The sequence below is a fragment of the Microvirga pudoricolor genome (assembly GCF_016892705.1).
GTDB lineage: Bacteria > Pseudomonadota > Alphaproteobacteria > Rhizobiales > Beijerinckiaceae > Microvirga > Microvirga pudoricolor.
This window is the reverse complement of record NZ_JAFEMB010000001.1, coordinates 566719-587326: the sequence shown is the minus strand read 5'-3', so window position 1 is coordinate 587326 and position 20608 is coordinate 566719. Positions and strand designations below refer to the sequence as shown.

The following is a 20608-nucleotide window of genomic DNA, read 5'->3' as shown; positions in this document are numbered from 1 at the left end:
TCTAATGTTACGGGTAGGGGAAAGCAACCCGCCAGAGGGACGCGGGACTGCGGCGTTCTCCGGCGCCTGTCGAAGTCTGCCGACCGCAACGAAGGGTCCGACGGCGTCTCTAGGAATATAAAGCCGAAAAATCTCCAGGCGGCCGCAGCATAATGCTACCTTTTTGGTCCGCCCTCCTGTAGGCAGTGCGAAGGTCGCAGGCACCGGACCCGATCCCTCGACGGGTCGGAAACAAATGCTCCGTTCTGGGATTGTGACCTTCTCTAGCGTCATGAAGGAAAAAGCCATGTTTACTCTCGAAGTTGCTGGGAAAGCGATTGCGGTCACCAATGCGGACGAGGAACAGGCACGCGACCTCTTCATGAGCGAGGATTTCAAGGCCGACCTCCTCTCCCTCAAGAGCGAGAGCAAGCCCCTCTGGGACGGCTCCTCCGCCCTAACGGTTCGGGCCGCCTCCGACGAGGAAATGGACGCCGTCGACGAGGTGCTCGAAGAAGAAGGCGAGGACGACGATCTGGGAGACGATGACGAGGAACTCGGCATCGATGTGGTCTTCCTGGTCGAGATCGACGAAACCGACGAACCTTCAGCCCTGAGCTGAGCAACCGACAGGAGCATGCCACGGCTCCGCAGGAACGGCCGAGCCGCAACACCATGCCCTTTCCCACCACCAATCCCAGCCTCGAACGCGCCCTGACCGACCGAGGCTACCAGGACCCGACCCCCGTCCAGGCCGCCGTTCTGCAGCCCGAGGCCGAGGGCCGGGACCTCCTGGTCTCCGCCCAGACCGGCTCCGGCAAGACCGTCGCCTACGGGCTCGCGCTCGCCTCGACCCTCCTGGGCGAAGCCGAGCGGTTCGGCCCGCCGGCCGAGCCCCTGGCGCTGATCGTGGCGCCGACCCGTGAACTGGCCCTCCAGGTTCACCGCGAGCTGATCTGGCTCTATGGGCCCGCCGGCGTGCGGGTTGCCTCCAGCGTCGGCGGCATGGACGTGCGCCGCGAGCAGCGGGCTCTCGAAGACGGCTGCCACATCGTGGTGGGCACCCCCGGCCGCCTGCGCGACCATCTGGAGCGCGGTCGCCTCGACCCGTCGCAGATGAGGGCCGTCGTCCTGGACGAAGCCGACGAGATGCTCGACCTGGGCTTCCGGGAGGACCTCGAGTTCATCCTGGACGCCCTGCCCGAAAGCCGCCGGACCCTCCTGTTCTCGGCAACCCTGCCGCGGAACATCGTGGCCATGGCCCGGCGCTACCAGCGCGACGCCTTCCGCATCGACACGCTCGTCGAGAACGAACCCCACAGCGACATCGAATACCGCGCCTTGCGCGTGGCTCCCAACGAGATCGAGCTCGGTGTCGTCAACGTCCTGCGCTTCTACGAGATGCGCAACGCCATGGTGTTCTGCAAAACCCGCGAGGCGGTGCGGCATCTTCATGCCAGCCTGACGGAGCGCGGCTTCGCGGCCGTGGCCCTCTCGGGCGAGCTGACCCAGAACGAGCGCAGCAACGCGCTTCAGTCCCTCCGCGACGGGCGCGCCCGGGTCTGCGTGGCGACCGATGTGGCGGCGCGGGGCATCGATCTGCCCGATCTCGGCCTCGTCATCCACGCGGAGCTGCCCAACGACCACGAGACCCTGCTCCATCGCAGCGGCCGGACGGGCCGCGCGGGCCGCAAGGGCGTCTGCGTCCTGCTGGTGCCGTTCACCCGTCGCCGCAAGGCCGAGGGCCTTCTGGCGGCCGCTCGGGTCGATGCCGAATGGGCGGGCCCGCCCACGGCCGAGGAAATCCGCAAGCGCGACCAGGAACGCCTCGTGAGCGACCCGGCCTGGACCGAGGACAAGCTCGACGAGGATCTGGAGATGGGCCGCGTTCTCCTGGCGCAGCACAGCGCCGAGGAGGTCGCCGCCGCCCTCGCGCGCATGCACCGGGCCCGGTTGCCGGCGCCGGAGGAACTCGTCGAGGCCGGTCCCGACCGGGGACCCCGCGCCAAGCGGGACTTCGGCGATGATCGTCCGCCCCGGGAGCGGCATGCCCGCGACGAGGCCTTCGAGGCCGAGGACATGGCGTGGTTCACCATGAGCGTCGGACGGCGGAACAACGCCGACCCGCGCTGGCTCCTGCCGATCATCTGCCGCCTGGGACACGTGACCCGGAAGGAGGTCGGCCCGATCAAGATTTACGACCGGGAGACCAAATTCGGCATTCTGAAGTCGTTCGCACCCCGCTTCGCCTCGGCGGCGCGCAAGAGCAACGACGAGGACATCCGCATCGAGCCCGCGGGTTTCGAGCGCGGGAAGCCGCAGGACGGCAAGAAACCCTTCGGGTCCAAAAAGCCCTATGAAGGCAAGAAATCGTTCGAGGGCAAGAAGCCGTTCGACGGCAAGAAATCACACGAAGGCAAGAAGCCCTATGAGGGCAAGAAACCTTACGAGCCTCGGAAGGGCGCCGACGACAGGCCGCACGGAGACAAGAAGCCGCCGGGCGGCAAGAAATGGGCCGGCAAGGACGCCAAGCCTGGTGGGCCGAAGCCTGGCGGACCTAAGAAAAAGTTCTCCTCCAAGCGCGAGCGGTAACCCACCGCGCCTCCAGTGCTCAGCGGCGCCTGACGGGATCGGGGGCGGGCGCATCCGGATGGAGGATGTCGCCCAGCGCTTCCTCGACGGCCTCGATGCCCTTCACATGGATGCGGTCCCGCTGCTCGAGCTTCCTCACATGGGTGTCGAGCTCGGGCGGGATCGCCGGGTCGCCCAGATAGGCCGGTCGGTCGCCCGCCTCGTAATAGGCGGCCCGGAGCTTCTGGCCCAGGTGCTCCTGCACGGGCCGGGGCAGCGTGGGCGCGTCGTCTTCACCGTTCGTCTTCGTCTCGGCCGGCATCTGGGGCTCCGTCGTGCCATCTCTGCGTGCCAGGGTTGAACGCCCGACCTTGTCAGTTGGTTCGGGCCAGCCGGAGACGCCGCTTGCGACCGTGCCGCCCGTTCGCCAGAATGGCATGAAGATATGCCTGATTTTCCAGCCTCCGCCTCGTGGCACCCGGGCGTCGATTCGCTCCGCTTCCGGCCGCACGGCCATGAAGGCGATTGTTTCGTCCACCGGCTGGCCTTCCGCACCCTGATCGGCACAGCTCCCTCGCCGGAGGAATGTGCGGCGTTCTTCGTAAAACAGGCTGACGCCTTCGGGGTGGCGGCGGCTCTCAAGATCGAGCGCCGCAACCTCGCGACCGACGCACACTTCCATTTGACGAGCCGCGACATCCTCCGGGCCATGGAAAATGGATTGAAACACCAGAGCCTTTCGGCTTGAGGTTGGACAACATGTCTCTATAGTCCAGCCGTCGGTTCCCGATCGGGACGAACAGGGAATGCGGTGCGGATGGACCTCCATCCAAAGCCGCGGCTGCCCCCGCAACTGTCAGCGGACAGTGATCCTCGACCAACGCCACTGGGTTTCCCGGGAAGGCAGGGGAGACACGCTCATCCGCAAGCCAGGAGACCTGCCGACGCACGAAACCTCTTGACCGGCCCTCGGGTGGAGGGCGGAAAGTCATCACGATGACACCGAACGACACTTCCCTTCAGCTTTCCACGTCCGTCACGCCGTCCTCGCGCCTCGTGCAGCTGGGACTTGCGGCTTTCCTCGGACTTTTCGTCGTGGGCTTTGCGGGCTTCTCCCACATCAGCGCCGTGCACAACGCCGCGCATGACGTCCGGCACTCCTTGGCCTTTCCCTGCCACTGAGGAGATCGCCCCATGTCATTGTTCCGGAATATCGTATTCGTAGCCGCCCTGGCTGGCCTCGTGGCCGGGATCGGCATGACCGGCATGCAATATGCCAGCACCGTCCCGCTCATCCTCAAGGCTGAAACCTTCGAGAATGCCGCGGGCGGCGAAGGGCCCGCGACTGCCGCCCACCAGCACGCGGAGGCCACCGCCGCCCATTCCCACGACGAGGCTGACGGTTGGGCTCCGGAGGACGGCTTCGAGCGGTCGGCCTATACGGCGTTGGCCAATGTCGCGACGGCCATCGGTTTCGCGCTCCTGCTCGTCGTCGCGTCCGAGTTCGCGGGCGGCATGACAGGCTGGCGTCAGGGCATGTTCTGGGGCCTTGCCGGGTTCGCGGTCTTCACCCTCGCGCCCGGCCTCGGCCTTCCGCCGGAGCTTCCGGGAATGCCCGCAGCCGATGTCGCCACTCGCCAGGTCTGGTGGATCTTGGCCGCATTGGCCACGGCGGCGGGACTTTCGCTGATCGTTTTCCGGCGCTCCGTCGCTTGGGCGGTCCTGGGCGTGGCGTTGATCGTCGCGCCCCACATCGTGGGAGCCCCCCAGCCGGAAAGCCATGAGACGGCGGTGCCCCATGGCCTGCTGCACAGCTTCGTCGTGGCGGTCGTGGCCTCGAGCCTTGTGTTCTGGGTCTTACTCGGCGGCGTGGCAGGCTACCTGCGCTCGCGCTTCATGCGGGTCGCCTGATCGGTCTTTGGGTGATTTCGAACGGCCGGCGTCCCTCATGGCGCCGGCCGTTTTCGTTCAGCCCGCCAGAACGTGGAAGAACGTACCGCTCACCTGGCCCGAGCGATGGCCCGCACGGCCAAGATCGGACCCGGTGGCGTCGCTGACGGCAGCGAGGTTGGCGGGCTCGCTCTCGACGACCGACGCGTAGTGGAATTCATGACCGACCAGGGTGTGGCCCGGTTCGCCGAGCGCGCTGGCCTCCAGGGAGCGCGCCACCCGGTAGCCCAGATGAAGCTTGCGCCGCGCATAGCTGGTGGCGACCGGCAGCAGGCCCGCCATGGGGTGGGTGCATCCATCCCCATCTTCGAGGGTGCGGCCCAGAACCATGTAGCCGCCGCATTCCCCATGGACTGGCCGTGACCCGGCGAAGGCGCGCAGGCCCTCCAAGAACCGGCGAGCGCCCGCGATCCGGCCGGCATGAAGCTCCGGGTACCCTCCGGGAAGCCAACAGGCGTCGCAATCCGGCGGGGGGGCCTCGTCGGCGAGGGGCGAGAAGAAGCGGATCTCGGCGCCCGCGCCTCGCCAGCCGTTCAGGATATGGGGATAGACGAACGAAAAGGCCTCGTCCCGCGCCAGGGCGATCCGCTGGCCCGGCGGCCGAAGAGGCACGCCTGGCCGAATGGGGTCGAGGCGGGTCGGGCCGGCGAGCTCCAGGATGCGCTCGATGTCGAGGCCGGCCTCGACGGTGTCGGCCAGCTTTTCCAGCCGGGCCTCGAGGTCTGCCGTCTCGCGCGCCTGGACGAGGCCGAGATGCCGCTCCGGCAACACCATGGACTTGTCCCGCGACAAGGCGCCCAGCACGGGCAGGCCGACGCGGGCGAGACCGTCTTCCGTCAGACGGCGGTGCCGGTCGCTGGCGACATTGTTGAGGACGACGCCCATGAGGGCGATGCGCGGGTCGTAGAGCTTGCAGCCGAGCGCCGTCGCGGCGGCGGATTGCGCCTGGCCGGCGATGTCGAGCACCAGGAGGACGGGCCAGCCGAAGCGCGCCGCGATATCGGCGCTCGCGCCCGTGCGCCCGGCCTCGGCCTGGATGCCGTCGAACAAACCCATGGAGCCCTCGGCGATCACCAGGTCGGTGTCCGCCGCCGCCTCACCCGCGAGCCGGTTCAAGAGGTCCGGGCCCATGGCGAAGCTGTCGAGATTGGCGCTGGGCGTTCCGGTTGCGGCCTCGTGGAAGGCGGGGTCGATGTAGTCGGGTCCGCACTTGAGCCCCCGCACCGCGAGACCCCGGCGTCGCAGGGCCCGCTGGAGGCCGAGGGTGACCGTCGTCTTGCCGGACCCGGATCGAGGCGCCGCGACCAGGAGGCCGGGAGCGGCGTTCGGGGTCACGCTGCCGCTTCCGCCCGGAAGAGCAGCAGGTGGTCGAGCACCCCCGAGCGGAATCCCGCGATGGCCCCCACCACCACGATGGCCGGCGATTGGATGGCCCGCTCCAGGGCCAGACGCGGCAGGTCGCCCAGGGGCGCTTCCGCGACGGCTTCCGCCTCGGTGGTGGCCGCGTGCACGATGAGGGCCGGGGTCTGGCGGCTCAAGCCCCCGTCGAGGAGTTCTCCAACGATGGAGGCGAGGTTCGTCACCGCCATGTAGAGGATGAGCGGTGCCCCGGTACGAGCAAGGGCGGCCCAGTCGGTGGCCTGGCCCTCAGCGCAATGGCCCGTCGCCAGGATGACGGCGTGGTTGGTGTCGCGGGTGGTGGCCGGGATGCCGTGGATGGCAAGCGAGGCCAAGCCGCTCGACACGCCGGGGACGATCCGGAATGCGATCCCGGCCTGGGCCAGCGCCAGCGCTTCCTCGCCGCCGCGGCCGAAGATGAACGGGTCGCCGCCCTTGAGCCGCAGAACCCGCTTGCCTTCCTCAGCGAGCGCGATCAGCCGGGACGTGATCGAGTCCTGCGCCACGGAGGTCCGGCCTCCGCGCTTGCCCGCGTATTCGAGCACGGCGCCCTCGCGGGCAAAGGCGAGGATGCGCGGGTCGACCAGGGCGTCATGGACGATCACATCGGCCTGGCGCAAGGCATTGAAGGCGTGAAGCGTGAGCAGGCCCGGATCGCCTGGACCGGCACCCACGAGCCAGACCGTGCCGGGGTCGAAAACGGGGGTGAGATCGTTCGTGCTCAAGTGGAAATCCTCGGGGCCGGCGCGGGGCGTTCATGGCCATATACGGCAAGGGAGTGTCCCATGGCGACCCCTGGGTCCGAACAGGCGGGCGGGAGGTGGACGCGGCCCAAGGTCACGCGCCCGCCTTCGGCCGGAAACGGCGGTCGTAGCCCGTGGAATAGAGGGCACTTTCGCGAAACATGTCGTCTCCCAGGGCTGGGCCCACGAGGATGAGAGCCGTGCGCTCCAGGCCCGCGCCCTTCACGGCGGCGGCGATCTCGCCCAGCGTCGAGCGGATCACCCGCTCGTCCGGCCAGGTGGCGCGCCAGACGACGGCGGCGGGGCACTTCTCCCCGTAGGCAGGGGTCAGCTCGGCCACCACCTTGTCGATGACGTGGATCGAGAGATGGATCGCCAGCGTGGCCCGCGTGGCCGCGAAGGCCTCCAGGCTTTCGGTCTCGGGCATGGCGGAGGCCCGTCCCGACGTGCGGGTGAGAACCACCGATTGCGCCACCTCCGGCAAGGTGAGTTCGCGCCCCAACACGGCAGCGGCCGCCGAAAAGGACGGCACGCCCGGCGTCAGCGTGTAGGGAATGCCCAGCGCGTCGAGCCGCCGGGTCTGCTCCCCCACCGCGCTCCAGATCGAGAGGTCTCCCGAATGCAGGCGCGCCACGTCCTGCCCCGCCTCATGGGCGCGACGGATCTCCGCCACGATGGCGTCGAGGTCGAGGGGGGCGGTGTCGACGATCCGCGCATCGGCGGGGCACCAGGTCAAGATGTCGGGCGGAATGATGGATCCGGCGTAGAGACAAACCGGACAGCGTTCGATGAGGCTGCGGCCCCGCACGGTGATGAGGTCGGGCGCGCCTGGGCCCGCGCCGATGAAGTGGACGGTCATGAGGCGTCTCCCCGGGCGAGCGCGCAGGTGACGCGATCCGATGCGATGCGCTTGAGAATCAGGCGCGGGTGATCGCCGGCACAGGCGAGCGCCGCCGCTTCCGCGACCGAGCCCACGCCGTAGCGGTCGCGAACGCGCTGCGAATGTGTTTCGACGAAAGAAGCGACCCGGTCCAGGCCGTTCCGATCCGCTGCGAGCGGCGTGAGGCTCATGTGCTCGGCCGCCAGCCGGTAGCCCGGCTCGCCGGAACGCTCCTCGATCGTCGCCAGCGCCGCCAGGTCGCTTCTCGCCAGCGATGCAAGGTGCAGCGCGCGTTCCACGAGATCGACGATCTCGTCCGCTGTCACGCCATGCCGGAAGCCCAGGCCCGCCACGATCATGGCTTCGTCGCCCACCATTGCGTCACCGGCATCGCGGGCCGCCAGCCATGAAGGGAGCCGATCGGATCGAGGCGGGAGACCGCGATCCGCCGCATGGCTCCGCCATAGCGCGCGAAGCAGGTATTCAGAACGTGCTCCGTCTCCAGCGTAACAGCATTGATGACGAACCGCCCACCCGGTTTCAGGGCCTCCCAGCAGGCTTCTATAACCCCATCACCTGTCGCGCCGCCGCCGATGAAGATGGCGTCCGGTCGCGGCAGATCCTTCAAAGCGTCGGGCGCTTTTCCGACGATGCTTTTCACATCCGGCACCCCGAGATGCGAGGCGTTGCGAAGGAGACGCTCCGCGCGATCCCCGCGCGCCTCGACCGCGATGGCGCGGTTGGCCGGATGGCGCAGCATCCATTCGATAGACACCGAGCCGGCCCCCGCGCCCACGTCCCACAGGAGGTTGCCCGCGCGAGGCGCGAGAGCCGACAACGTGATAGCGCGGATTTCCGCCTTGGTGAGCTGCCCATCGTTCTCGAACCACGTATCGTCAAGGCCGGATGCCAGCGGGACGACGTGCGCTTCGGGCGCGGCCACGATCCGAACCGCGATGACGTTCAGCGGGTCGATGTCCCCAAGGTCGAAGCTATCGGCCTGGGCCCGCAGCACCCGCTCGCGAGGGCCGCCCATAGCCTCCAGAACCGTGATGTCCGATCCCCCAAAGCCACGCTCGTTGAGGAGAGACGCCAATCGCTCCGGCGTCGTGCCGTCCCAGGACAGCGCGAGGACACGGGCATCGGGTTGAAGATGGGGGACGATCCGCTCCAGGGCGCGGCCATGCAGGCTCACGCAGGCGCAGTCGGGCAAGGACCAGCCGAGACGCGCCGCCGCGAGGCTGAAGGCCGAGACATGCGGGAAAGCGCTGATCTCCTCGGCCGGGACGAGTTTCGCCAGTTCGGCCCCAATGCCGTAATGAAACGGATCGCCGGAGGCCAGGACGCAGACCTTTTCGCCCTGATGAGCCAAAATCTGCGGATAAACATCGGTCATCGGGCTCGGCCAAGGCCGTGCCTCGCCCGGAAAGGGCCCCGCGAGTTCGAGATGGCGCTTGCCGCCGAACACGAGACCTGCCCCTTCGATGGCCTGGATGGCCGTCGCCGAGAGCCCCGCGCGTCCATCCTCGCCGATGCCGACGATGAAGAGCCAGGGCGTCTGGGAGGCGCTCGACACGGGCGAACCGTTAGGCGACAAGGCTGCCATGCGCATTCTCATTCTCGGTGGAACGACGGAGGGCCTCGCTCTGGCCGAAGCCCTGGCGCAGATGCGCCAGGACGCCGTGATGCTGTCGCTGGCGGGGCGCACCGCGGCGCCGAGGCGGGCGGAGGCTCGCACCCGCATTGGCGGATTCGGGGGCGTGGAAGGCTTGCGCCGCTGGCTGAGGGAAAACCTCACGGATCTGGTGATCGATGCGACGCATCCCTTCGCGGCGCGGATCTCCGCCAACGCGGCCCAAGCCTGCGAGCGGGAAGGGATCCCCCTCATGGCCATTCGCCGTCCGCCTTGGACGATGCGCCAGGGAGATCGCTGGATCGAGGCGACCTCCATGGCCGAGGCGGCCGAGGCCGTCGGCCCGGAGCCCCGACGGGTCTTCCTCACCGTTGGACGGCTTGAGCTGGACGCCTTCAACCGCGCCCCGCAGCACCACTATCTCGTGCGAACCATCGAACCGGTCGGAGACGCCTTGCGCGTGCCCCGCGTCACCACCCTGCAGGCCCGGGGACCGTTCGACGAGGCCACTGAGGAAGCTCTCCTGGCGGAGCATGGGATCGAGGTCGTGGTCACCAAGAACTCGGGCGGTCCCGCCACCTACGGCAAGATTGCGGCCGCCCGCAGGCTCGGCCTGCCCGTGGTGGTCGTGAGCCAGCCCGACAAGCCGGTCGTTCCGACCGCCGCGACCGTGGCGGAGGCGATGGCCCTGATCAAGGCTCATGGACGAACCCCATAGAAGCGCGGCGTGTAGACGTAAGGAGCACCGCCTTCTCTCGGGATCAACCGGGTCGTGCTGGCGCCGATGATGACGAGGGTGGACATGTCGGCCGCAACCGTCGCGGCATCCCGCACGGACGCGACCGTGACGGTCTCCCCAGGACGCCCGACGGCGCGGGCGAAGATGACCGGGGTTTCCGGAGGGTGAGCCTCGGCGGCGAGCGCAAGCGCCGCGCCGAGCTGCCACGGCCGCGCCTTCGAGATGGGGTTGTACAGCGCGATCACGAAATCGGCCGAGAGCGCGGCTTTCAGGCGTTTTTCGATGATATCCCAGGGCTTCAGGTTGTCGGACAGCGACAAGGCGCAGAAATCGCCGCCCAGCGGCGCGCCGATGCGCGAGGCGGCCGCCAGCATCGCCGTGATACCGGGTTCGACCGTGATGGCGATATCCCGCCATTGCGGGCCGCCGCCGTCGAGGGCTTCGAACACCGCCGCCGCCATGGCGAAGACCCCGGGATCGCCGCCGGACACCACGGCCACCCGCCGCCCTTCGGCCGCGAGATCGAGGGCGAAACGCGCGCGCTCCACCTCGACACGGTTGTCGGAAGCGTGCTTGCGCTGGCCCTCGCGCTCCGGCGCGCGGTCGAGGTAGGGGCCGTAGCCGACCAGATCCGTCGCGGCCTCCAGGGCGGCGCTGGCTGCGGGGGTGATCCAGCGGGCGTCGCCGGGGCCGAGGCCGATGACGGTGAGCGATCCGCTCATAGGCGCCGCCCCTGGCCCGGCACGAGGATCATGGCGAAATACGGCGCGTCGTCGTCCGTCTTGTCGGGCAGCGGACAGATGAACTCGTCCGGCATGGTGCCGCGCTCCACATAGACGGCGCGCTCGTGCAGGCCCGCCTGTTGAAGCACCGCGCGCACCTTCGGCAGATGCCGCCCGAGCTTCATGATCACGGCGGCGTCGGTGGCTCGAAGGCGCTGGAGCAGCGTCTCCGCGCCTAATGTGGCGGGGCACACGGTCAGCACGTCGTCGCCCCAGGTGATGGGCACCCCCGCCCGCGTCCAGCACCCCGACATGCCGGTGATGCCGGGCACCACCTCGGTCGGATAGCGCGGCGCGAGGCGGCGCCAGAGATGCATGAACGAGCCGTAGAAGAAGGGGTCGCCCTCGCACAGGACCGCAACCTTGCGGCCTGCCTCCAACTCCCCGGCCAGACGGGCGCAGGATTCCTCGTAGAATGGCGTGATTGCCGCCCCATAAGCGGGATCATCCGCCGTGACCTCGGTGGTGATCGGATAGACGAGCGCGATTTCCCGTGCGGGATCGGGCGGGATCACCGCATCCACCATCGTGCGGGCGTTGCCGCGTTTCCCCTTCTTGGAGAAGTGCACCAGCCTGTCGGCCCCTTGAAGGACCTTGAGCGCCCGCACGGTCATGTAGTCTGGATCGCCGGGCCCAAGGCCGACGCCGAAGAAGCGGGCGCTGTCACGGGAAACGGTCATCTATTCCACCGGATTTGCGAGGGCGTTGACGGCGGCGGCCGCCATGGCGCTTCCGCCGCGCCGTCCGTGCACGACGAGAAACGGGACCCCGCCGTGGCGGGCGAGTGCTTCCTTCGACTCCACCGCGCCCACGAAACCCACCGGAATGCCGATGACGGCGGCGGGCTTGGGCGCTCCGGTATCGATCATCTCCAGCAGGCGGAAGAGCGCGGTCGGCGCGTTGCCGAACACCAGGACGGCGCCCCCCATCGCCTCGCGCCAGAGCTCCATGGCGGCGGCGGTGCGCGTGTTGTTCAGCGCCTTCGCCAGGTCCGGCACTCGCGGGTCGTCGAGGGTGCAGATCACGGGGTTGCCGGCGGGCAGGCGCGCGCGGGTGATGCCGTTCGCCACCATCTTGGAATCGCAGATGATCGGAGCGCCGCGCATGAGGGCCGCCTCGCCGGCTCCCGCGAAGTCCGCTGACATCTCCACGTCGCCCGGTAGGTCCGTCATGCCGCAGGCATGGATCATGCGCACCACGACCCGCTCGGCCGTGCCCTCGAACCGGGACAGGTCGGCCTCTGCGCGGATCATCGCGAAGGAGCGCTTGTAGATTTCCGCACCGTCGCGGATGTACTCGAACGGAGCATTCATGGCTGGGACTTCGGCAAGGGGTTCAGCAAAGGGTTCAGCAAAGGGGTCAGCAAGGGGTTCGATGAGGGGTTCGATAAAAGTGCCGTGAGGCCTGTGGCATCGTCCGCCGCGCGCAGCCGGTCCACGATGGCCTCCCGCGTGAGCCGGATGGCAGGCTTATCGCGTGCGGTCCCGTGGAGCACAACCTCATAAGCGCCGTCGCTGCCGACGAGGGTCAGGGCGGCAGGCCCCGGATGGGCGCAGCCTTTCGGGCAGCCGGACACGTGGACGGACATTCCCTGCGCGATCAGTTGTCCCGCCCCGGCGGCCACCGCGTCCGCATCCGCGTGGGTGGGGGTCGAGCCCCGGGCGCAGGCGGGCGCGCCCGGGCAGGCCGAGACGGAGAGCCGTGGGTCGTCATGCGTCCCGATCAGGTCCAGGCGCTCGGCCGCGTCCAGGAGCGGGCGCAGGTCGCCGTCCGCCACCTGCGGGATCGCGATGGCGCGGCCCGGCGAGAGTCGGATCTCGCCGGTGCCGTACCGGTCGCTCCAATGCCCGGCCTGGGCCAATGTTCGCGCCTGGCACCGCCCGTAGGGGAGGGCGAGCAGCACGGTCGTCCCGTCCCCGGTCGGGATCGATCCGGCGCGAGGAGCCGCCGGGCGAACGGGCGGCGCGATCACGGCACCGAGCGGCAAACCCGCGACGAGGTCGGGCCACAGGGGTGCCGGAAGGTCACGCAGGCGACGGATCTCCCCGTCGCCGTCGCCCTGCAGCGCGGACAGGCGGGTGAGAATGCGCCGAATGGCTCCGGGAATGCCGTCCATGGGCAGGGTTCCCAGCCATTGCGTCCCGTGGGTGACCGCAATGCCGAGCGCTGCGGTGGAACCCAGGGCCACCACGCGGAGGTCGGCCTCGACATCGTCAAGCGGGTAGAGCCCGCCGCCATCCACCGCCACGCAGGTTTTGGGCGCGAGGCCGGTCACGGATGCGCAGGCGGCCTCGATCCCTTCGGCGAGGGCGAGGGCGTCGGTGGCGTCGTGAGGATCGAAACCCGCGAACGGGGACGTGAGGGTGAGGCGGAACGGGCCCTCGGATCGCGCCCCGTCCGTCAGCCCCGAGTTCATCAGGGCCTCGGCCAGAGGCCCGTGGGTCGCGTCGGAAACGCCCCGGATCTGGAGATTGCCGCGCCCCGTCACGTCGAGCAGCCCGTTGCCGTAGCGGCTCGCGGCTTCGGCGATGACCCCGGCCTGGTCGGCGCTCAGGATGCCGGCGCGCGGATGCAGGCGCACCAGAAGGCCGTCCCCCGTCGGCATGGGGCGAAGCATCCCGGGGCACCAGCCCCTGCGCAGGGCGGACGCCGTCATGGAGCGCGCTCCCTCAGGGCATCGAGCGCGGCGTCGACCGAGTTGCGGCGGCTCGTCCAGAGGCCGCGGCGGCGCGCGTCGGCCAGGCGGTTCAGGATCGACCGGGCGGCGTCGGGATTGGCGGCCTGGATCCTCTCGTAGACGTTCGGATCCGCCACATAAGCCCCGTAGACCGCATCCAGGGCCGCATCGCTCACCGCATCGGTCGTGGCCGCGAACACGTAGAGCGCGTCCACGGCCTGGGCGAATTCCGCGGCTCCACGCCAGCCATGGCGAAGCTGCGCCTCGATCCAGCGCGGATGCACCAGTCGGCCATGGACGAGGCGGCCGATATCCTCCCGCAGGGTCCGGGCCTTCGGGGCCTCGGCGCGGCTCGTGTCGAGGCTGTAGAGGGAGGGCGCGGCGCCGAGCAGCCTCGCGGCCGCCGCGAAGCCCCCGACGGCGTCGCCATGGGAGTCGCCGTCGAGGAGGTCGCGCTCCGCCACGTCGCTCACGTGCACGAAGGCGTCGGCCCCGGCGACGCGGCGCTCGAAGGACCCATCGGGCCGTCCGTTCTCGTCCGTCCCGAACGCATGGGAGGTGAGGGCCAGATAGGCCCGGCCGAGATCGGCGTCGCTGTCCCAATCCCCGTCGAGGGCCTCTCCGGAGACGCCTGCGCCGTAACGGCCCGGTGCGGCTCCGAAGACCCGCGCCAACGACTCGCCCCGGCGGCGGGCCGCCGCGAGCGCGTTCCACTCGTCGTCCTCGTCGAGGGCCGCCACCGCGCGGGCGGCCCGGTCGAGAAGCACGATCTGGTCCGGGAACGTGTCGCGAAAGACGCCGGAAATACGCAAGGTGACGTCGATGCGCGGGTGGTCGAGGAGCGGTTGCGGAACGATTTCGAATCCCGTGACGCGGGTCGAGCCCGTATCCCATTTCGGCCGCACGCCCATGAGGGTCATGGCGTGGGCGAGGTCCTCCCCGCCGGATCGCAGGGTCGGCGATGCCCAGAGATCCATGACGATCCGGCGCGGATAATCGCCCTCGTCCTGCAGGTGGCGCCGAATGACCTCCGCGGCGGCGCGTTGGCCCAAAGCCGTTGCGGCGCGTGTCGGGATGGCGCGCGGGTCGAGGGTCGTGAGGTTGCGGCCCGTCGGCATCACGTCGAGGCGCCCGCGCGACGGTGAGCCTGCGGGGCCTGGGATGACGAAGCGGCCATCGAGGGCGCGCCGCAAGCCCTCCCGCTCGCCTCGCGCGGAGTGTTCCAGGGATCCGGCGCCCTCGCCGAAGACGTGAAGCCCGTCGCGGATCGTCACTTCGGCGAGGTCGCACAGATGCGCGTCGAGGCAGGTCAGCGCCTCGTCCATCGGCGCATCGGCCCTGACGCCGCATTGGGCCGCCAATCCGCTCGCCCGCGCCCGCTCCATGATCTCCCGCGCGACGATATCGGCGCGGCGCGGGTCGAGGGTCTGCGCGGCGGAATACTCCTCCACGAGCTCGCGCAGCACCGCATTGTCCTCCGACAGTTCGGCCTGGGCGACCGCGGGCGTCATGTGTCCGACCGTGACGCCGCTCAGCCGACGCTTGGCGGGGGCCGCCTCGCCGGGATCGTCCACGATGAACGGATAGATCACGGGCAGCGAGCCCACGGCGAGGCGTGGCGCGCAACGGGGGGACAAGGCCGCGGCCTTGCCCGGCAGCCATTCCGTGGTCCCATGGGTTCCGAGATGGATGATCGCGTCGATGCCCTCGATCCGGCGCAGGCCGAGATAGAAGGCCAGATAGGCATGGGTCGGCGGTGCATCGGGATCGTGGTAGAAGGCTTTGCGGTCCGCACCGCGCCCGCGATCCGGCTGAAGGGCGACAAGCACGTGTCCGGCCCGAACGACCGTGAAGCGGAACGCCCCGTCGGCGATCGCCGGATCGGCCTCGGGCGGACCCCAGGCGGCCGCGATGCCGTCCCGCACGGGCGCGGGCAGTCCGGCCAGCCAGGCCAGATAAGGAGCGAGCGGCACCGCGAAGGCTTCGCCGCTCCCGGTCAGGGCCGGCATCAGGTCGTCCTGCGCGAAGCCGCGCCGGGCCCTGTAGCCGTCGGCCGCGAGGGTGTCGAGGATGGCGCAGACGCTGGCCGGCGTGTCGAGGCCCACGGCGAAGCCGGCCCGCCCGCCACGGGCCGGATAATCCGACAGCACCAGGGCCAGGCGGCGGTCCGGGCGCGGCTTGCGCCGCAGCCCGATCCACGCGAGAGCCGCCTCCGTGGCGGCCGCGATGCCCTCCGGGTAGGGCTGTTGGCGGCGGCCCGTGAACCCCAGTACGGGGTCGGGCTCGTCCTCTTCCTTGAAGCCGATGGGCCCGATGGCGAGCCGCCCGTCGAATTCGGGCAGAACGGCCTGCATCGTGAGATCGGACGCGGATAATCCCCGCGCGGAAGCCTCCCAGGCCTCGCGGGACGAACTCGGGTTGAGGGCCTGCAGGACGGGGCAATCGGCCTCGTCGAGCACGAAGCCCGCGTCGTCGCGGGCCGAAAAGGCCGTGGTGGTCACGATGATGTCGGGACGGCGAACCCGCAGCAGCTCGCGGAGCAGGCGGCTCGCCTCTTCGTCCTTCAGGCTCGCCACCGCCACGACCAGCGGTGAGACCCCCTCGGCCCGCAGCGATGCAGCGAAAGCCTCGACCGCCGCCATATCGGCCGACAGAACCGACGAGCGATAGACGATGACGTACGCGACGGGGCGCTCCGGCTCCAAGGGAGCGCAAGCGTGTTGGACCGATATCGCGCCCATGCCCGGATGCCAGACGAAGGCGCGGGATACGGCCTTCGGCGCGTCCGCACCCCGGCCGTCGCCGATCTCCGACGCGATCCGGAGCAACATCGCATGAAGATTGTCGACCCCGCCCGCGCGGAAATAGGCGTCGAGTTCCCGCAGCAGGTGCGGCGGAACCGTGCCGAATTCCGCCAGGCGCGGATCCGGCCTGTCGTCTCCCGGCAGAACGGCGAGACCGATGCCGCGCTCGCGGCACACCGCCCGCAGGCGCTCCAGGCCATAGCGCCAGTAATCGAGCCCGCCGAGACACCGCACGAGCACGAACTTGGCCCCCGGCACGGTTTTCTCGGCATAGAGATCCACCGAGAGCGGGTGCCTGAGCTGGCGCAGGCTGGCGAGACGCAGGCTCGGCAGGCTGTTTCGTCCCAGCCGATAGGCAGCCGCCAGGGCCGTCAGGTCGCTGTCGGTGAACGACAGCACGAGCACGTCGCCGGGCACCTGGCCCAGGTCGATCGCCCTGTCGCTCTCGTCGAGCGAAACCGTCGTGACCGGCAGGAGATGCATCTCACCCCGCAAGCGCCGCTTCGACCGCCGAGCGGTCGAAGCCCTTGAGGCCGATGACGACGAGGCGGCCCTGCCGGTCCTCGCCCGCATTCCACGGGCGGTCGTAGTGGTGGGCCACCCGCTGGCCGACCCCCTGCACCACGAGGCGCATGGGCCGGTCCTGCACCGGCACGAAACCCTTGATGCGCAACACGCCTTCCGCCTCGGCGGCCTTGCCGACCCGGGCCGCCAGGGCTTCCGGGGACGCCACCGTGCCGACCGGGATCGCGACGCTGTCGAAATCGTCGTGGTCGTGAGCCTCCAAGGCGTCGTGGTGCGAGGGGCGGGCCGCCAGATCGGCCTCGGCCGCCGCGTTCAGGCCCAGGATGAGGGACGGATCGACGCCGCTATGGTCGGTCTCGACGATCTTCACGGCGCGCGGCAGGTGCTCGTTGATGTCACCCTTGACGCGGTTGCGGTCGCTGACGCTCATGAGGTCGGTCTTGTTGAGCAGGATCATGTCGGCGCAGAGCAGTTGGTCCTCGAACACTTCCTCCAGGGGGTTGTCGTGCTCGACGGAGGCGTCCGCCGCGCGCTGGGCGGCGAGCGCCTCCGGATCGTCCGCGAACAGGCCGGATGCGACCGCTGGGCCGTCCACCACGGCGATCACCCCGTCCACGGTCACGCGTGAGCGGATGTCGGGCCAGTTGAAGGCCGTCACCAGGGGCTTGGGCAGGGCCAGACCCGAGGTCTCGATGAGGATGTGCTCGGGCGGGTTGGGACGGTTGAGCAGCTTGTTGAGCGCGGGCACGAAATCGTCCGCCACGGTGCAGCAGATGCAGCCGTTGGGCAGTTCCACGATGTCATCCTCGCTGCAGCCGGCGATGCCGCAGCCCTCGATGAAGGAGCCGTCGAAACCGATATCTCCGAACTCGTTCACGAGCACGGCGAGGCGCCGCCCGCCCGCATTCTCGAGGAGATTGCGCACCAGGGTCGTCTTCCCGGCCCCGAGGAAGCCGGTCACGATGGTGCAGGGGATCTTGGACGTGATTTTGGCGGTGCTCGTCATGTGGCGTTGTCCATGAGGGTTGGAAAGGGCGGGATGCGGGCGAGGACGCCCTTGCGGAAGGCTTCGGGACGCTCGCGCCAGGGCACGAGGCCGTTATCGGTCGCGCCGTAGCGGCGGATCCCGTCGAGAATGGCCTCGACGGAGGCGTCGGGGTCGAGATCGCCGTAGACATAGGTCCAGCGGCCAGGACCCGAGAGCGCGACCGTGCAGGCGCGCTTGCAGCCGCTCAGGCACTCGACGGGCTCGATCCGAACGCGGGGAAGATTGGCGGGATCGGCCTGGAGGGCGTCGCGCAGGGCGCGGTGCAGGCGTGCGCCTGGGCGTATCTCTCCCTCGGGAGCATCCGCCTTGCGGCAGGTGACGCAGACATAGAGCCTCAGCTCGTCCGGTGTGGTGGTCTCGTCCGTGCCCAATGTCGGCCGCTCCGATCAGCGCATGGTCCCAGGCCCGGCCTGGGGCCGGTTCCGGAACGCGAAGGGGCTTCCGCGGACAAGCTGGGCCGAACGAGCCCAAGGCAGCCCCACCAGGACACCCCGCCCGGTCGGCCCGAAGAAGCATGGTGACGGCAGGTCTCCTGGCTCGCGGCACCCGCTCCGCCTTCCCGGATCGAAGATCCAGTGGCGCGTGGAGCGGGCCTTGCCGATCACAGTTGCGGGGGCAGCCGCGGCTTCGACCGCGTTCCCTTTTCACCTCGATGAGGCACCGTCGGGACCGTTCTTACCCCGTCCCGGCCGGTCGGGCAATCCGCGACGCCGCCGAAAGGTTGACGGGAGGGCGCGGGCGCGGTCCAAGAACCGCCCCAGACCGGAGAGGCCCCATGAACTCCACCCCCGACGAAGCCGCCCGCCACCGGGCCAAGATGGCCAAGCGCAAGGAGGTGCAGGATCGCGAGGTCGCCTCGAAGACGGTCGAGAAGGGCCTCCTCATCGTTCACACCGGTCCCGGAAAGGGCAAGTCGACGGCGGCCTTCGGCCTGATGCTGCGGGCGTTGGGCCATGGCTGGAGGATCGGCGTGGTCCAGTTCATCAAGGGGGCCTGGAGCACCGGCGAGCGCACTGCCCTGGACCGATTCGGCGACCTGGTGGAATGGCACACGATGGGCGAGGGGTTCACCTGGGAGACGCAGGACCGCAACCGGGACGTGGCGGCCGCCCGTCAAGCCTGGGCCAAGGCCGTGGAACTGATGGCGCGGCCGGAGATCCGCCTCCTGATCCTGGATGAGCTCAACATCGCGCTGCGGTACGATTACCTGCCCCTGGAGGAGGTGGTGTCCGCGCTCGCCGCCAGGCGGCCGGACCTTCACGTGGTCGTCACCGGCCGCAACGCCAAGCCGGAGTTGATCGAGGCCGCCGACCTCGTGACCGAAATGACCCTCGTGAAGCACCACTTCGCGGCGGGCGTTAAGTCCCAGGAGGGCATCGAGTTCTAGGGTTCAGCCGAAGCGCGCCAGGTAGCGCCGGGCCTCGGCGCAGGTGCCCCGCGTATAGGCCTCGCCATTGGCTTGAGCGGTTTCGCTCTCGATATGGGACGCGATCCAGGCCACGATCAGGATGCGGCGCAGGAGGTTGAAGGTCGGGATCTCGTCCCGCTCGTCCGACGTCAGGGGCCGGACGGCCCGGTAGCCGCGCAGCCATGCCTCGGACAGGGCCGGGGCCTCCGGCCGGTCCTCGATGAAGGTGAGGGCCGCGCTGAGGTCGTAGAGGTGCCAGCCGAACCCGCAATCGTCGAAATCGATGACCTTCGTGACATCTCCCTCGACCAGGACGTTCGTCAGCCGTAGATCCGCATGGATGAGGCCGAACCGGTCGTCGCCGCGTCCGAAGGCGTCAAGCCTGCGGGCCAGGACGTCGCCGGCTCGGTCGAGAAGCTCCAGGTCCTCCGCTGTCAGGCCAAGGCCGTCCTGCCAGCGTCCCCAGATCGGCTGCGGGCGCCCGATCATGGTCTCGACATCCCAGGTGGGGCGGCGGAAGGCTGGCGGCCTTTGCCAGGCGGCGCTTTGCGCGTGCATCCCGGCCGCGAGCCGGCCCAGGCTTTCGAAGGCGGCAGGAAGATCGGCCCCGGAGGGTTCGCGGCCCTCGAGGAACGTGAACATGGCCGCATGGCGCTCGGTCCCGCGCAAGGCGTCGTGGAGGTTCTGGAGATCGTCTCCACGGCACGTGGGCACGACCGCCGGCACGACGATCTCTCCGGCAGACCCGAGAGCTTTCATCCAGGCCAGTTCGGAACGGATCGTTCCCGTGTCGTGGTAACCGTGCCGGTAGACCCTCAGGATCGTCCGTGCAGGGGAGCCGGGCGGGTCGATCCGGAACGTGATGTTCTCCGACTCGTTCAGGAGCGTGATCGCCGAGGTGTCGGGCAACCCCCAGGCCGGCAGGAGGCCGCGCACCTGCTGCCGGAGATGGTCGATCTCCTGGTGGAGGGCGGGGGCAGGGGATCGGACGCGGGCGAACGGCATGGTGTCGCGTGCATAATTCACAAGGAAGTCGCGCGAAAGGGCCGGACTGTCCACAGCGACCCGATTCCCCTCGGGCCGATGAAGCTATAGGCTGGCAGGCCATCGAACCGACCGGGGGAGTCCAAGGGATGCAAAGGGGCCTGTTGCCGATCGCCTGGGGCGTCCTGGCCCTCTTGCCCGTTGTCCCCGCGTCCGCCCAGGGCGGTCCGATCACGGCGCGGTATGCCTGCGCGGACGGCACGCATCTGACCGCCGTCTTCACCCCGCCCGCCACTATGCCGGGCTCCGTTGCCCTGACGCTTCCCGGCGCCGGCCAGCCCGTGACCCTGCCTCAAGCTCTTTCGGCGGATGGCGGCCGCTATGCGGCCGAGAACCTGGAATTCTGGGTCAAGGGGCGGGAAGCGACCTATACCAGGGGCTCCACGTCGGTCACCTGCCGGACGTCCTGAGCCCAACCTTCGCGAGG

The 20608-nt window shown here is 69.4% G+C and carries 22 protein-coding genes and 2 riboswitches; of the genes, 8 read left to right on the top strand and 14 right to left on the bottom strand.

Annotated elements, in window-relative coordinates:
* Positions 1-286 precede the first annotated feature (286 nt).
* Both ILT42_RS02835 and ILT42_RS02830 read left to right on the top strand, forming a co-directional pair.
* Complete coding sequence (locus ILT42_RS02835) at positions 287-601, top strand: hypothetical protein (RefSeq protein WP_204213799.1); 315 nt, start codon at positions 287-289, stop codon at positions 599-601.
* A 53-nt stretch (positions 602-654) separates the two neighbouring features.
* Positions 655-2571, top strand: coding sequence for a DEAD/DEAH box helicase (locus tag ILT42_RS02830; RefSeq protein ID WP_204213798.1), 1917 nt, complete (start codon positions 655-657; stop codon positions 2569-2571).
* 19 nt (positions 2572-2590) lie between these two features.
* Here ILT42_RS02830 and ILT42_RS02825 read toward each other — a convergent pair whose 3' ends face one another.
* On the bottom strand, positions 2591-2989 hold the full coding sequence (locus ILT42_RS02825; RefSeq protein ID WP_204213797.1) for a hypothetical protein: 399 nt from the start codon (positions 2987-2989) through the stop codon (positions 2591-2593).
* A 6-nt stretch (positions 2990-2995) separates the two neighbouring features.
* On the opposite strand from ILT42_RS02825, the gene ILT42_RS02820 reads away from it, so the two are divergent.
* From ILT42_RS02820 to ILT42_RS02810, 3 genes are all read left to right on the top strand, one after another.
* On the top strand, positions 2996-3298 hold the full coding sequence (locus tag ILT42_RS02820; protein WP_204213796.1) for a hypothetical protein: 303 nt from the start codon (positions 2996-2998) through the stop codon (positions 3296-3298).
* A gap of 15 nt (positions 3299-3313) precedes the next feature.
* Positions 3314-3510, top strand: a riboswitch (cobalamin riboswitch).
* Positions 3511-3546: 36 nt separating this feature from the next.
* Positions 3547-3732 carry a CbtB domain-containing protein gene (locus ILT42_RS02815; RefSeq protein WP_204213795.1) on the top strand — a complete coding sequence of 62 codons (186 nt, stop codon included), beginning with the start codon at positions 3547-3549 and terminating at the stop codon, positions 3730-3732.
* A 12-nt stretch (positions 3733-3744) separates the two neighbouring features.
* Positions 3745-4461: a CbtA family protein gene (locus ILT42_RS02810; RefSeq protein ID WP_204213794.1), complete on the top strand. Its 717-nt coding sequence runs from the start codon at positions 3745-3747 to the stop codon at positions 4459-4461.
* Positions 4462-4518: 57 nt separating this feature from the next.
* Here the strand turns inward: ILT42_RS02810 and ILT42_RS02805 are convergent, their stop codons facing one another.
* The 5 genes from ILT42_RS02805 to cbiE form a co-directional block, all read right to left on the bottom strand.
* Positions 4519-5835 (bottom strand): cobyrinate a,c-diamide synthase, encoded by a 1317-nt coding sequence (locus tag ILT42_RS02805; protein WP_204213793.1) that lies wholly within the window; start codon positions 5833-5835, stop codon positions 4519-4521.
* Positions 5832-6623 (bottom strand): uroporphyrinogen-III C-methyltransferase, encoded by a 792-nt coding sequence (cobA, locus tag ILT42_RS02800; protein ID WP_204213792.1) that lies wholly within the window; start codon positions 6621-6623, stop codon positions 5832-5834. Before cobA ends, ILT42_RS02805 begins: the two co-directional genes overlap by 4 nt.
* Positions 6624-6735: 112 nt before the next feature.
* Complete coding sequence (gene cobM, locus ILT42_RS02795; protein ID WP_204213791.1) at positions 6736-7500, bottom strand: precorrin-4 C(11)-methyltransferase; 765 nt, start codon at positions 7498-7500, stop codon at positions 6736-6738.
* The gene (locus ILT42_RS02790; protein WP_204213790.1) at positions 7497-7898 is read right to left on the bottom strand and encodes a cobalamin biosynthesis protein; all 402 of its coding nucleotides are present in this window, start codon (positions 7896-7898) and stop codon (positions 7497-7499) included. The genes cobM and ILT42_RS02790 overlap by 4 nt, the downstream gene beginning before the upstream one ends.
* The gene (cbiE, locus tag ILT42_RS02785) at positions 7877-9127 is read right to left on the bottom strand and encodes a precorrin-6y C5,15-methyltransferase (decarboxylating) subunit CbiE (RefSeq protein ID WP_204213789.1); all 1251 of its coding nucleotides are present in this window, start codon (positions 9125-9127) and stop codon (positions 7877-7879) included. Before cbiE ends, ILT42_RS02790 begins: the two co-directional genes overlap by 22 nt.
* Here cbiE and ILT42_RS02780 point away from each other — a divergent pair.
* On the top strand, positions 9126-9872 hold the full coding sequence (locus ILT42_RS02780) for a cobalt-precorrin-6A reductase (RefSeq protein ID WP_204213788.1): 747 nt from the start codon (positions 9126-9128) through the stop codon (positions 9870-9872). The genes cbiE and ILT42_RS02780 overlap by 2 nt on opposite strands.
* Here the strand turns inward: ILT42_RS02780 and cobJ are convergent.
* Genes cobJ through ILT42_RS02745 form a run of 7 tightly spaced genes read right to left on the bottom strand, consistent with a single transcriptional unit; the run spans position 9854 to position 18100 of the window.
* Positions 9854-10615: a precorrin-3B C(17)-methyltransferase gene (cobJ, locus tag ILT42_RS02775; protein ID WP_204213787.1), complete on the bottom strand. Its 762-nt coding sequence runs from the start codon at positions 10613-10615 to the stop codon at positions 9854-9856. The two genes, ILT42_RS02780 and cobJ, sit on opposite strands and share 19 nt — an antisense overlap.
* Entirely contained in the window at positions 10612-11355 is a 744-nt protein-coding gene (locus tag ILT42_RS02770) for a precorrin-2 C(20)-methyltransferase (protein ID WP_204213786.1), read from the bottom strand. Before ILT42_RS02770 ends, cobJ begins: the two co-directional genes overlap by 4 nt.
* Positions 11356-11988 carry a precorrin-8X methylmutase gene (locus ILT42_RS02765; protein WP_204213785.1) on the bottom strand — a complete coding sequence of 211 codons (633 nt, stop codon included), beginning with the start codon at positions 11986-11988 and terminating at the stop codon, positions 11356-11358.
* The gene (gene cobG / locus ILT42_RS02760; protein WP_204213784.1) at positions 11985-13331 is read right to left on the bottom strand and encodes a precorrin-3B synthase; all 1347 of its coding nucleotides are present in this window, start codon (positions 13329-13331) and stop codon (positions 11985-11987) included. Before cobG ends, ILT42_RS02765 begins: the two co-directional genes overlap by 4 nt.
* Entirely contained in the window at positions 13328-16639 is a 3312-nt protein-coding gene (gene cobN, locus ILT42_RS02755) for a cobaltochelatase subunit CobN (protein WP_229428427.1), read from the bottom strand. Before cobN ends, cobG begins: the two co-directional genes overlap by 4 nt.
* Before the next feature lies 1 nt (position 16640).
* Positions 16641-17687 carry a cobalamin biosynthesis protein CobW gene (gene cobW, locus ILT42_RS02750; RefSeq protein WP_204213782.1) on the bottom strand — a complete coding sequence of 349 codons (1047 nt, stop codon included), beginning with the start codon at positions 17685-17687 and terminating at the stop codon, positions 16641-16643.
* Complete coding sequence (locus ILT42_RS02745) at positions 17684-18100, bottom strand: DUF1636 family protein (RefSeq protein WP_204213781.1); 417 nt, start codon at positions 18098-18100, stop codon at positions 17684-17686. Before ILT42_RS02745 ends, cobW begins: the two co-directional genes overlap by 4 nt.
* Before the next feature lie 134 nt (positions 18101-18234).
* A riboswitch (cobalamin riboswitch) is annotated at positions 18235-18409 on the bottom strand.
* Between the two features lie 95 nt (positions 18410-18504).
* Here ILT42_RS02745 and cobO point away from each other — a divergent pair.
* The gene (gene cobO / locus ILT42_RS02740; protein ID WP_204213780.1) at positions 18505-19116 is read left to right on the top strand and encodes a cob(I)yrinic acid a,c-diamide adenosyltransferase; all 612 of its coding nucleotides are present in this window, start codon (positions 18505-18507) and stop codon (positions 19114-19116) included.
* Between the two features lie 3 nt (positions 19117-19119).
* Here the strand turns inward: cobO and ILT42_RS02735 are convergent, their stop codons facing one another.
* Entirely contained in the window at positions 19120-20163 is a 1044-nt protein-coding gene (locus ILT42_RS02735) for a phosphotransferase enzyme family protein (RefSeq protein WP_204213779.1), read from the bottom strand.
* A 107-nt stretch (positions 20164-20270) separates the two neighbouring features.
* Here ILT42_RS02735 and ILT42_RS02730 point away from each other — a divergent pair, with 107 nt between their 5' ends.
* On the top strand, positions 20271-20591 hold the full coding sequence (locus tag ILT42_RS02730) for an MliC family protein (protein WP_204213778.1): 321 nt from the start codon (positions 20271-20273) through the stop codon (positions 20589-20591).
* The last annotated feature ends 17 nt before the right edge of the window (positions 20592-20608 follow it).